General features: G+C 74.3%; 7 protein-coding genes. 2 read left to right on the top strand and 5 right to left on the bottom strand.

Translation table 11 applies throughout. The features are described from left to right. Positions 1-117: 117 nt before the first annotated feature. The 4 genes from ACGF3H_RS32435 to ACGF3H_RS32420 all read right to left on the bottom strand — a co-directional run bounded on the left by ACGF3H_RS32435 (position 118) and on the right by ACGF3H_RS32420 (position 6,914). Positions 118-2,988 carry an FAD-binding and (Fe-S)-binding domain-containing protein gene (locus tag ACGF3H_RS32435; RefSeq protein WP_362492956.1) on the bottom strand — a complete coding sequence of 957 codons (2,871 nt, stop codon included), beginning with the start codon at positions 2,986-2,988 and terminating at the stop codon, positions 118-120. 10 nt (positions 2,989-2,998) lie between these two features. Next, positions 2,999-4,195 carry an anhydro-N-acetylmuramic acid kinase gene (locus tag ACGF3H_RS32430; protein ID WP_362492953.1) on the bottom strand — a complete coding sequence of 399 codons (1,197 nt, stop codon included), beginning with the start codon at positions 4,193-4,195 and terminating at the stop codon, positions 2,999-3,001. Positions 4,196-4,341: 146 nt separating this feature from the next. Further along, positions 4,342-5,898, bottom strand: a complete 1,557-nt coding sequence (locus ACGF3H_RS32425) for a sodium:solute symporter (RefSeq protein WP_362492950.1) — start codon at positions 5,896-5,898, stop codon at positions 4,342-4,344. Between the two features lie 8 nt (positions 5,899-5,906). Then, complete coding sequence (locus tag ACGF3H_RS32420; protein ID WP_393816569.1) at positions 5,907-6,914, bottom strand: N-acetylglucosamine kinase; 1,008 nt, start codon at positions 6,912-6,914, stop codon at positions 5,907-5,909. 215 nt (positions 6,915-7,129) lie between these two features. On the opposite strand from ACGF3H_RS32420, the gene ACGF3H_RS32415 reads away from it, so the two are divergent. Beyond that, entirely contained in the window at positions 7,130-8,074 is a 945-nt protein-coding gene (locus ACGF3H_RS32415; RefSeq protein ID WP_362492944.1) for a MurR/RpiR family transcriptional regulator, read from the top strand. Positions 8,075-8,097: 23 nt separating this feature from the next. After that, the gene (gene murQ, locus ACGF3H_RS32410; protein WP_362492942.1) at positions 8,098-9,024 is read left to right on the top strand and encodes an N-acetylmuramic acid 6-phosphate etherase; all 927 of its coding nucleotides are present in this window, start codon (positions 8,098-8,100) and stop codon (positions 9,022-9,024) included. Positions 9,025-9,118: 94 nt separating this feature from the next. Here the strand turns inward: murQ and ACGF3H_RS32405 are convergent, their stop codons facing one another. After that, positions 9,119-9,865, bottom strand: a complete 747-nt coding sequence (locus ACGF3H_RS32405; protein ID WP_362492939.1) for an alpha/beta fold hydrolase — start codon at positions 9,863-9,865, stop codon at positions 9,119-9,121. Between the last annotated feature and the right edge of the window lie 209 nt (positions 9,866-10,074).

The following is a 10,074-nucleotide window of genomic DNA, read 5'->3' as shown; positions in this document are numbered from 1 at the left end:
CGGTGGCCGCGGCCGGCGGCACCTCCGGCGGTCCGGCCGGCCGCCAACGCGGCGGCGGGGGGGGGGGGGGGGGGGGGGGGCCCCCCCCCCCCCCCCCCCCCCCCCCCCCCGGCCGGTTCATTCGGTGGCCGCGTCGAGGAGTTCCAGCACATGCCGGTAGGGGCGGCCGGTGGCGCGGCTCATGCCCATCTCGCAGGTGCGGTTGCAGGACGCGTAGGCGTCGTGGCTCCGTTCCGTGATCTCGGCGGCCTGGGCGGCGGTGGCCGTGGCGGTGATCTCCGGGTGCAGCAGCCCCCGGTCGCCGGCGAACGCGCAGCAGCCCCAGGAGTCGGGCACGGTGACCTCGTCGCTGACGGCTGCGGCCACGGTGCGCAGGGCGTCGTCGATCCCCAGGTGCACGGTGGAGCAGGTGGGATGCAGGGCGAGGCTGCCGAGCCGGCGCGGCGCGGGCAGCGCGGGGAGCAGGTGCTCGGCGGTGAAGACGACGCTGTCCACGAAGCGCAGGGACGCGAAGCGGGCACGGTCGGACTCGTCCAGGACGGCCGGGAGTTGTTCCAGGCCGTGGGTGCACGAGGAGGCGTCGCAGACCACGGGCAGCCGGCCCTCGTCGCTCGCCTGCCACAGGGCCCGCAGGGTGCGGGCGGCCATCGTGCGGTGTCCGGCGGTGTAGCCCTTGGACTGCCAGGGGGTGCCGCAGCACAGGTCCGCCAGCCCTTCGGGCACGGTGACGGGCACGCCGGCCCGGTCGCACAGCCGCAGGAAGGCCGCCGCCGCGCCGCCCGCGCCGCCCGCGCCGTCGGGGGCCGCCTCCGGGGCGAAGACGCTGCCGATGCAGGCGGCGAAGAACACCGCCCGGGCGCCGGCGGGACGCCGTGGCGCGGGCCGGGCGGGGCCGCCGCGGGGGATGTCGTCGGTCCAGGCGGGCACCAGTTCCGCCGCCCCGAGCCGCCGGACCGTGTCCGTGGCGGCTCGGACGGCGGGCGCGGGCACGGCGTGGGCGGTGTCCAGGGCCAGCCGCACGCCCTTCACGGCACTCCCCCACCGCCGGGCGACGGCGTTCCCGGCGCGCTGGGACAGGGCGCCGTGGCGCTCGGCGCGCAGGCGTTTCATCACGGCTCCGGTGTCGATGACGACCGGGCAGGCGGTGACGCAGAGACTGTCGGCCGCGCAGCTGTCGACGGCGGCGTACGCGTAGTCGGCTTCCAGGGCACGCCTGCGCTCCTCGTCCCCGGCGGCGACGGCCAGCGCGATCTCCCGCTGCAGGACGATGCGCTGCCGGGGCGTGGTCGTGGCGTCCGCGGTGGGGCAGACCGGTTCGCAGTAACCGCACTCGACGCACGCGTCGACGGCCGGGTCGACCTCCGGGACGCTCTTGAGGTTGCGCAGGTGGGCGGCCGGATCGTCCTCGATGAGCACGCCGGGGCTGAGTACCCCGTGCGGGTCGCAGAGCCGCTTCAGTTCCCGCATGACGTCGTACAGTTCGTCGCCGTACTGGCGGCGGACGAAGGGGGCCATGGCCCGTCCGGTGCCGTGCTCGGCCTTCAGGGTGCCGCCGGCGTCGAGGACGAGATCGACCATGGCGTCGGTGAAGCGGGCGTAGCGCTCGGTCTCCGCCGGGGTGTCGAAGGCCTGGGTGAGCATGAAGTGGAGGTTGCCGTCGCGGGCGTGGCCGAAGATCACCGCGTCCTGGTAGCCGTGCCGGTCGAAGAGGCCGGTCAGTCCCTCGCAGGTGCCGGTGAGCCGTTCCATGGGGACCGCGATGTCCTCCAGCAGCGCGGTGGTTCCGGGCCGGCGTGCTCCGGCGACGGCGGTGTAGAGGCCCTTGCGCAGGTGCCAGAGCCGGGCGCGGACTCCGGGGTCGCGGACGAGGGTGGTGGGGCCGACGGCGGGCAGGCGGTCCAGCACCGGCTGCGCGGCCGCCGTCCGCTCCTCCAGCAGCGCGGCGCTGTCCTCGGCGAACTCCACAAGCAGCGCCGCGTGCCGCTCCACGCGCAGCCCGCGCAGGGCGTCCACCGGGTCCGGGGACCGCTGCGCCACACGCAGGGACGCGGCGTCGAGGAGTTCGGCGGTGCGGGCGCCGGCGGCCAGCAGCGCAGGCAGTGCGTCGGTGGCCTCGGCGAGGCCGGGCAGCACCAGCAGGCCGGTCGCCGTGTGCGGCAGCAGGGGCACGGTGCGGAAGACGGCCTCCCCGACGAAGCCGAGGGTGCCTTCGCTGCCGATCATCAGGTGGGCGAGGATGTCGGCCGGTGCGGTGTGGTCCAGGAACGCGTTGAGGCCGTACCCCATGGTGTTCTTCAGGGAGAAGAGCCGCTCGACGGTGGCGCGGGAGGCCGGTGAGTCCCGTACGCGGTCGCGCAGTCGCAGCAGCCCGGCGTGCAGCTCGGGTTCGCGGGCGCGCAGGGCCCGGTCCGCGTCGGCGGCCGCGGTGTCGACGACGGTGCCGGAGGGCAGGACGACCTGCAGGGACTCCATGGTCCGGTAGGCGTTGTCCCGGGTGCCGCAGTTCATGCCGCTGGAGTTGTTGGCGACCAGACCGCCGATCGTGCAGGCCGACTCGCTCGCCGGGTCCGGTCCGAGCCGGCGTCCGTAGCGGGTGAGCCGCGCGTTCGCCTGGCGTACCGTCAGGCCGGGCTGCAGCCGGATGCGCAGGCCGTCGTCGAGGACCTCGGCGGAACGCCAGTGGCTGCGCACGTCCACGAGGACGCCGTCGCCGCCCGCCTGTCCCGACAGGCTGGTGCCGCCCGAGCGGAGGGTCAGGGGCAGGCCCGCGGCGCGTGCCCCGGCCATCAGCGCGCCCACCTCGGCGGCGGTCGCGGCGTGCACGACGGCCCGCGGTGTGAACAGGTAGGGCGACGCGTCGTGGGCGGCGGCGACGCGGCGGGGCACCTCGACGGTCACCCGGGACGGGTCGTCGACGCAGCCGGCCAGCAGTTCGGCCAGGCCGGCGGGGTGCCCGGCGGCGGGAGGCGGGGCGGGGCTGGTGGGCATGGGCTCCTCGCTACGGCTGGTCGGCGGACGGGCGGGCCGGATCGGTGATCCGCAGCAGGCGTGGCGCGCGGGCCGCGGGTTCGGGCAGGCGCAGCGGGGACCGCCCGGGGGTGATGCTGCCCAGGAGGGTGGCCCTGCGGGCGCCGGTGCCCGAGGGGAGGGTGCCGGGCAGGCCGTGGACGGTGAGGAAGCCGAGGATCGCGAAGGCCAGGGCCTCCTTGGCGTCGGAGGGAATCCCCAGGGCGTCGCTGGGGCGCAGCGGCACGCCGGGCAGTTCGTCGGCGAGCATGCGCATCAGGACGGGGTTGCGGACGCCGCCGCCGGAGACGACGAGTTCGGTGACGCCCAGGTCGCGGCAGGCGCCGGCGACGGTGACGGCGGTGAGCCTGGTCAGGGTGGCGAGGACGTCGTCGGCCTCGGGTGTGGGCGCCTTCTCCAGTGCCCGCCGCAGGTAGGGCAGGTGGAAGTGTTCCTTGCCGGTGCTCTTGGGGGCGGGCCTCGCGTAGTACGGGTCGTCGAGCAGTGCCCCGAGGAGTGCGGGGCTGGTGCGGCCCGCCGCCGCCCGGCGGCCGTCCTCGTCGTAGGCTGCGGCGCCGTCGGTGAAGTGCCGTACGGCCGCGTCCAGGAGGGCGTTCGCCGGTCCGGTGTCGAAGGCGAGCGGCTCGGCGCCGGGCGCGACGACGGTGACGTTGGCGATGCCGCCGAGATTGAGGGCCGCCGGTGTGCCGGGCAGCGCGCGCAGCAGCATGGTGTCGGTCATGCCGACCAGCGGAGCGCCCTGACCGCCCGCGGCGACGTCCCGGCTGCGCAGGTCGGAGACGACCGGGAGGCCGGTGGCCTCGGCGATCCAGGCGGGCCCGCCGAGTTGGAGGGTGCCGCGGACGGTGCCGTCCTCGACCCAGTGGTGCACGGTCTGGCCGTGCGAGACGACCAGGTCGGCGGCGCCGTCGCACAGTTCGCCGAGAGCGCGCCCGGCGGCTTCGGCGAAGGCCTGTCCCACCCCCGTGTCCAGGGCGCACACGGCCTGGGTGGTCGTGGCGGCCGGCGGCAGGGTGGCGGAGATCAGGTCCCGCAGCTCGTCCGGGTAGGGGACGGAGAGGTGTCCCAGTGGCCGCAGGCGCAGGGTGTCGCCGTCCAGGGTGAGGTCCGCGGCGGCGGCTTCGATGGCGTCGTAGGAGGTGCCCGACATCAGGCCGATCACGCGCACGACGCCTCCCGGTGCGTGGTGCGGCCCGTGGCCGGGGTCTGCTGTGGCTGCGGCATGGCTGCTCCAGGAATGTTCTCGGCAGGGTACGGGGGCCGGGGCCTTGTCGAAGGCCGGAAAGGCCCCGGCGCTGCGGCGCGTGCGCGCCGCTACTTCCCGACGGCGGCCGTCTCGCTGCGATCGGGGTCGGTGCCGCCGACGGCTTCCGTGGCCTGCGGGGCCCGGTGGAAGAGGCTCATCAGGGCGCCGACGGCCAGGGTGACCAGGACGCCGATCGGCACCAGCCACTGCGCGGCGATGCCCGTCGGCACGGTGGCGCCCGCGACGGTGACGTCGATCTTCACCCCGCGCACGAGGTACGTCATCACGGCGATGGTCACGAGGAACGCCACGACGGAGTCGGTCTCGTTGGCCCGGCGGACGAGACGGCCGAGCAGGAACGCGCCGAGCAGGGCGCCGTAGGTGTAGCCGGCGATGGTGAGGCCGGTGAGGTAGACGTTGCCGGTGCTGGTGCTGAAGGCGCAGGCGAAGACGGCCATCAGCACCGCCCACACGAGGGTCATCACGCGGGCGATCCTCAGCAGGAACTCCTCGGACGGCGTGCTGCGGAAGAAGCTGTGGATGATGTCGGCGACCGTCGAGTTGGACATGGAGTTGAGCGCCGAGGACAGGGATCCCATGGCGGCGCCGAGGATGCCGGCCACCAGGAGCCCGGAGACGACCACGGGCAGCCCGTGCAGGATGAACTCCGGATAGAGGTTGTCGGTGCTGCTCAGGCCGAGTTCCTCGAAGCTGCGGCCCTTGTTGTAGGACCACAGGAGCGCTCCGACGAGCGAGAACGCGGCGAACTGGACGGTGACGAAGACACCGGAGGCGATCATGGCCTTCTGGCCGTCGCGCAGCGAGCGGGTGGACAGGACGCGCTGGACCATCAGCTGGTCGGAACCGTGGCTGGCCATGGCGAAGATGGCGCCGCCGATGATGGCGGTGGGCAGGGCGAACGGGCTGGTGAGGATGTGGGCCAGGTCGAAGTCGGTGTCGAACAGCTGGAACTTGCCCGCGTGCAGGGCCTGCGCGAAGCCGTCGCCGCCGACGTGGGCGGACAGGACGCCGATGGCGAGGAGGGCGCCGCCCACGTACAGCACCATCTGGATGGTGTCGGTCCAGATGACCGCCTTGATGCCGCCGAGGTAGGTGTAGAGGACGGTGACCGCGGTGACGGCGATGATGATGACGCGGTAGCTCGCGTGGACGCCGAACTCGTCGAGCAGCAGCTTGATGGGGATGGCGGAGGCGAAGAGCCGTACGCCCTCGGCGAGGAGCCGGGTGAAGACGAAGGTCACCGAGGCGAGTCCCTGCAGTCTCAGCCCGAACCGGCTGCCGAGGTACTGGTAGGCGCTGACGAATCCGCCGCGCTTGTACAGGGGGATCAGCACGGCGGCCACGACGACGCGGCCGATGACGTAGCCGAGGGCGAGCTCGACGTTGCCGAAGGCCTGACCGCTGTACGCGCCGCCGGGCACGCTGATGACGGTGAGCACGCTGGTCTCGGTGGCCACCACGGAGAAGGCCACGGTCCACCACGGCATGTGGCCTTCACCGACGAAGTAGTCCTTGGAGGTCTTCTGCCGGCCGGCCAGCCGCAGGCCGATCCAGGCGATCGCCACGAGGTAGACGACGATCACCACGAGGTCGAGTTGACGCACGCTGACTCCTAAGCGACGGTCGGCGGAGCCGGCCGGGTGGGGACGGTGGGGACAGTGCGGGCGGACGTCGGCCGTCCGGCGCGGACGACGTGGGGTTCGTGGGGGAGGCCGGAGTTCACTGCCAGCAGGCGCGCGCCGTCCAGTGGTTCGCCGAGCGGGGCCTGGAGCCGCAGGGGCTCCGGGGCGTCGGCGAGGTAGGCCCGCAGCGGGCCGAGGAGCACCTCGCCCAGGCCGGTGAGTCCACCGGTCAGGGTGACGGGCAGGGCGTCGGCGCCGCCGGTCCGGCGGGCCGCGGTGAGGACGGTCTCGCCCAGTGCGGCGGCGGCCCGGCGCACGATGCCCGCGGCGGCGCCGTCCCCCGCGGCGGCCGCGCGTGCCACCTCCGGAGCGAAGGACGCGGCGGTGCGCGCCGGGGTGCCGTCCCGGTCGACGGCGGCGGGCAGCCGGTCGGGGGGGCCGAAACGCTCCACGGCGGCGTCGAGGAGTGCGGTGGCCGGCCCGCGCCCGTCGTGGGCCCGCAGCGCGGCCCGCAGTCCGGCGGTGCCGATCCAGGCGCCGCTGCCCTCGTCGCCGAGCCACGGGCCCCAGCCGTCCACGCGGGCGAGGGCGCCGTCCGCCCCGATGCCGACGGCGACGGAACCCGTACCGATGGCGAGCACCACGCCGGGGTGCCCGTCCAGCGCGCCGGCATGACCGGTGACGGCGTCGCTGGTGACGGCCACCCGGGGCACGGGCAGGTCCGCCAGGAGCCGCTCGGCGAGGGCCTGGGAGGCCTCCGGTGCGGAGGCGGCTCCCGCGGCGCCCACGCAGAGGGTCGCGGGCCGGAGCGCGGGCCGCCGCTCCAGCAGCGGCAGAACGGCGGCGCACACGGCGGCGCGGGCCGCCGCCACTCCGTCGCGGGTGGCGAGCCCGGGGGCGCCGGGTACGTCGTGGGTCTCCTGGACGGAGCCGGTGTCGTCCCACAGCACGGCTCGGCAGCCGGTCTTGCCCAGGTCCACCGCCACTGCTGATGTCATACGGCACGCCTTCGTGTCCGGGGATCCGCCACGTCGGTCGGTCACCGTACGGCCCGGGAGGCCGGTGACGGGTGCGGATCACGGTCCAGCGAGTATCGGAACGCCGACATCCGTATGTCAATAAGTAACGTCGGTCGATTTTCAGCGTAACTTTTTGACTTACCGCGGGGGCGTGGTTACTGTGTCGGCCACCAGCCCAGGGAGGGAAACGGCCCATGCCCCACCAGGAACGACGCCGCGCGACGGACCGGCCCGCCGAGGACGCGTCCCCGGCCGGGACCCTGGCGGGCATCCGGGCGGCGCTGCCGTCCCTGGCACCCTCGGAACGGCGGGTGGCGGAGGCCGTGCTGGCCGACCCTGCGCAGGCGTCGGAGCTGTCCATCAGCGCGCTCGGCAAACGGGCCGACACGTCGGTGGCGACGGTGATGCGCTTCTGCCGGGCGATAGGCATGGCCAACTATCCGCAGCTGCGTCTCGCGCTGGCCGCCGCCGCGGCCCGCGAGGACGCGCGCGGGGGCGACCGCCCGGCGCCGGGCACCGACATCAGCGCCACCGACACGCTGGACGAGATCGTCCGGAAGATCGTCTACAACGAGATGCACGCCCTGGAGGACACCGGGGCGGGGCTGGACGTCGAGGTCCTGGGCCGGGCCGTGGACGCCGTGGCGGGTGCCCGGCGGATCGACATCTTCGGCGTGGGCGCCAGCGCCTTCGTCGGTCAGGACCTGCATCAGAAGCTGCACCGCATCGGCCACACGGCCTTCGTGTGGACCGACCGGCATGCCGCTCTCACGGCCACCGCCCTGCTCGGACCGGGCGACGTCGCCCTGGCCATCTCGCACTCCGGGGAGACCGAGGACACCGTCGAACCCCTCCAGGTGGCCGCCGAGCGCGGTGCGACCACGATCGCGCTCACCAACGCGCCGCGCTCCGCCCTCGCCGCGGGCGCGGACCTCGTGCTGGCCACGTGTGCCCGGGAGACACCGTTCCGTTCCGGCGCGACCGCCAGCCGCATCGCCCAACTGGCGCTCATCGACTGTCTCTTCGTGGGGGTCGCGCAGCGGTCCTTCGACGCCACGACCGCGGCGCTGGAGAAGACCTACGGAGCCGTCCAGCGCCGCAGGCGCCCGCAGGCCCAGCGCCGCTCCCCCGGCGGCTGACCGCAGCCCCCGACCCCGACCGCATGTCCCAGCACCGAAAGGACGACCGCGCCGTGGACCTCAGCACGCTCGGCACCGAGACCCGCAACGAGCGGACCACCGACCTGGACCGCATGCCGGTCACCGAACTGCTCTCCGTCATGAACGCCGAGGACCAGAGCGTCGCCCTGGCGGTGCGCGACGCCCTCCCGGAGATCGGCGCCGCCGTCGAGGCGGTCACCCGGTCGCTGCGTCTGGGCGGGCGGCTGATCTACCTCGGCGCCGGCACCAGCGGGCGGATCGGCCTGCTCGACGCCGTGGAGTGCCCCCCGACCTTCGGTACCTCCCCCGAGCAGGTCGTCGGCCTGCTCTCGGGCGGCCCGGGCGCCTTCGCCGTCGCGGTCGAGGGAGCCGAGGACGAGCCGGCACGGGCCGTCGCCGACCTGGACGCGATCGGAGTGGACGAACGGGACACCGTCGTGGGTCTCGCCGCCAGCGGCCGTACCCCGTACGTCGTCGGCGGGTTGAAGCACGCCGCCGCCAAGGGCGCCGTCACGGTGTCGGTCGCCTGCAACGCGGACGCGGTGGTGAGCCGCTACGCCGACCTCCCGATCGAGGTGCCCACGGGCCCCGAGGTCGTCACCGGTTCGACGCGGCTCAAGGCCGGTACGGCGGAGAAGATGGTCTGCAACATGCTCTCGACGGCGTCGATGGTGCGTCTGGGCAAGGTCTACGGCAACCTCATGGTCGACGTGCGGGCCAGCAACGACAAGCTCGTCGACCGGGCCCGCCGGATGGTCGTCCAGGCGACCGGTGCCGGCCCCGAGGCAGCCGCCGAGGCGCTGAGTGCCGCGGGGGGACACGCCAAGACCGCCGTCGTCATGCTGCTCGCGCGGTGCACCGCCGGGGAAGCGGCCCGTCGTCTCGCCGAGGCCGGGGGCGACACGCGGGCGGCCGTCGCCGCGGGCTGACGTCCCGTCGTACCGGTCGGCCCGGCCCCCGTGTCGCTGCGCGGGAGCCGGGCCGTCCGGGGAGGCGGGCTGCGGCGCCCGTCCGGGGTGTGGGTCAGGACGCGACGAAGCGGGCGATCTGTCCGAGCACCACCGTGTCCGCCAGGTAGCCGATGTGGGTCTGGCAGACCACGTTGTTGTTCGTCGCACCGCTCAGCCGGGTGCTGGTGTACGGGATGATGATGCCGTCGCACGCCGAGTACCAGGTGGCGTACTTGGTGGCACCCGGGGTCTCGTCGCCCGCGGTGATCTGGGAGATGAACGAGGAGCCCGGGTACATCTGCTGACAGGTGGTGTAGATCAGGCAGGCCCCGGCGTAGGTGGTGCCGTGGTTCGCGCCGGCGATCGAGGCGAGGTGGCTGACGCTGGTGTTGCCGCCCAGCACCTTCAGGTAGTACTGGCTGACGAGGCCGCCCATCGAGTGGTTGACGATGGCCACCTTGCTCGCACCGGTGCGCGCCTTGACGTTGTCGACGAACGAGGCGAGGCCGCGGGCGTTGGTGACGTTGTCGCCGTAGGAGTTGTACTCGTAGGCGAACAGGTTCGAGCTGGACCAGCCGTTGAGCCGGAAGACGCTCATGGCGGTGACCCAGTTGGACGCGTTGCCGGTGTATCCGTGGACGAAGACGACCGGCGTGCCGGTCGACAGCGGCTGAGCGGCCGCGTTCGCCGACGAGGCCGGGACGGTCGCGGCGGCCGGGGAGGCCGCCGCGCTGACCGCCGGGGCGGACGAGAACAGGCTGAAGGCGACGGTGGTGGCGGCGAGTACGCCGAGGAGCCGGCGTGGGGAGCGCAGACGCATGGAGCCCTCCTGGATGCGGGGTCGGGGGTGCGTTGACCCGACCCAGATTCCTGGGAGGCACAGCGGTTGCCATCGGTGAAATCACCAGTGGCCGCCGGGGCGTCTTCCGCGCCCGGGGCGGGGGGGGGGGGGGGGGGGGGGGGCGGGCGCGGCCCCCCCGGGCCCCCCCCCCCCCCGGGAGGGGGCCCCCCCCCCCCCCCGCGCCGCCC

Origin of the sequence: Streptomyces sp. NPDC048185, assembly GCF_043202495.1 — a bacterium.
GTDB lineage: Bacteria > Actinomycetota > Actinomycetes > Streptomycetales > Streptomycetaceae > Streptomyces.
This window is presented reverse-complemented; position numbering and strand designations above follow the sequence as displayed.

Excerpts from the sequence above, each read along its gene's own strand:
- ACGF3H_RS32435 (WP_362492956.1), bottom strand. The coding sequence starts at position 2,988 with ATGCCCACCAGCCCCGCCCCGCCTCCCGCCGCCGGGCACCCCGCCGGC.
- ACGF3H_RS32420 (WP_393816569.1), bottom strand. The coding sequence starts at position 6,914 with ATGACATCAGCAGTGGCGGTGGACCTGGGCAAGACCGGCTGCCGAGCC.
- ACGF3H_RS32415 (WP_362492944.1), top strand. The coding sequence starts at position 7,130 with ATGCCCCACCAGGAACGACGCCGCGCGACGGACCGGCCCGCCGAGGAC.
- murQ (WP_362492942.1), top strand. The coding sequence starts at position 8,098 with ATGTCCCAGCACCGAAAGGACGACCGCGCCGTGGACCTCAGCACGCTC.
- ACGF3H_RS32405 (WP_362492939.1), bottom strand. The coding sequence starts at position 9,865 with ATGCGTCTGCGCTCCCCACGCCGGCTCCTCGGCGTACTCGCCGCCACC.